The organism is Paraburkholderia antibiotica, assembly GCF_012927125.1.
GTDB classification, from domain to species: Bacteria; Pseudomonadota; Gammaproteobacteria; order Burkholderiales; family Burkholderiaceae; genus Paraburkholderia; species Paraburkholderia antibiotica.
In genome coordinates this window covers 1-1,179 of sequence record NZ_JABBFZ010000068.1, presented here as the reverse complement: position 1 = coordinate 1,179, position 1,179 = coordinate 1, and the positions used below count along the sequence as shown (strand labels likewise).

Genomic DNA, 1,179 nt, shown 5'->3' with positions numbered 1-1,179 from the left:
GGAAGGTCTGCACAACCCGCTTCCTGCGCATCGCGCAGTTTGCTGCCCGCGTTGTAGTGGCGGCGAAGACGCCGGGACCTCGATCACCGTTCTGTTCGAACCGTAGGAAGGTGCGTTTGCCGAAATTCATGGCGTCTGCGCCCACGTGTTTCACGCTTTGCGCAGTACCTTACGCACCATCCACAGGTTACCCAACGCAAACAGCGTCGTGATCTGCGCAGTGTTCTTCATCAAGCCCCGGTATCGTGTCTTCGTATAGCCAAACTGTCGCTTGATGATCCGGAATGGATGCTCCACCTTGGCGCGGACACCGGCCTTCAGGCGTTCGATCTGATCGTAGATCGCGTCCAGGCGATCACTCAGGTCCAGTCTTCTGCGCTTGCCGGGTCCCATTGCGACATGCCAGCGCACTGAACCGTCCGCGCATCGCTTCTGAATACCCTGATATCCGGCATCAGCGTACACATCCGCCTCTTCGCCGTGTAACAACGCTTCGGCTGTATTGATGTCCTGGGCGTTGGCAGCTGTGCCGACGACCGTGTGAACCAGGCCAGACTCCGCGTCCACGCCGATATGCGCTTTCATCCCGAAGTACCATTGATTTCCCTTCTTCGTCTGGTGCATTTCCGGGTCGCGCGTACCTGAGGCGTTCTTCGTCGAGTTGGGCGCAGAAATCAACGTGGCGTCGACTACCGATCCGGCCTTGAGCATCAGACCTTTGCCGCTCAGGATCTCATTGACCAGCGCGAGCATCTGCACAGCCAGACCGTGCGCTTCGAGCAGGTGGCGAAACCGCAGGATCGTGCTCTCGTCCGGCAATCGCGTCATGCCGCCGTCCAGCCCCGCGAAGTCGCGATACAACGGTACGTCATAGAGCGCTTCTTCCATCGCCGGGTCTGACAGACCAAACCACTGTTGCATGAAGTGAATCTGCAGCATCGTGGCAATCGGAAAGGGCGGCCGTCCCGTTTTACCCTTCGGATAGTGCGGCTCAATCAGGGCAATCAGCTGCGACCACGGCACCACGCGCCTCATCTCTTCGAGAAATTCCCGTTTGCGCGTGCGTTTCGTTGACAGATCCAGACCAAGGCCAAGTTGTGCCATCACCCACCCCTTAAATTCTCCTGCTCCCAGGATAGTCCACCCTCACATCAATGCCAGGAATTTTGCAGACTTTCC

General features: G+C 58.2%; 1 protein-coding gene. It reads right to left on the bottom strand.

What is annotated here, in order from left to right:
• Window positions 1-150 precede the first annotated feature (150 nt).
• Entirely contained in the window at window positions 151-1,104 is a 954-nt protein-coding gene (locus tag HHL14_RS32765) for an IS5 family transposase (RefSeq protein WP_169501744.1), read from the bottom strand.
• Window positions 1,105-1,179: the final 75 nt, after the last annotated feature.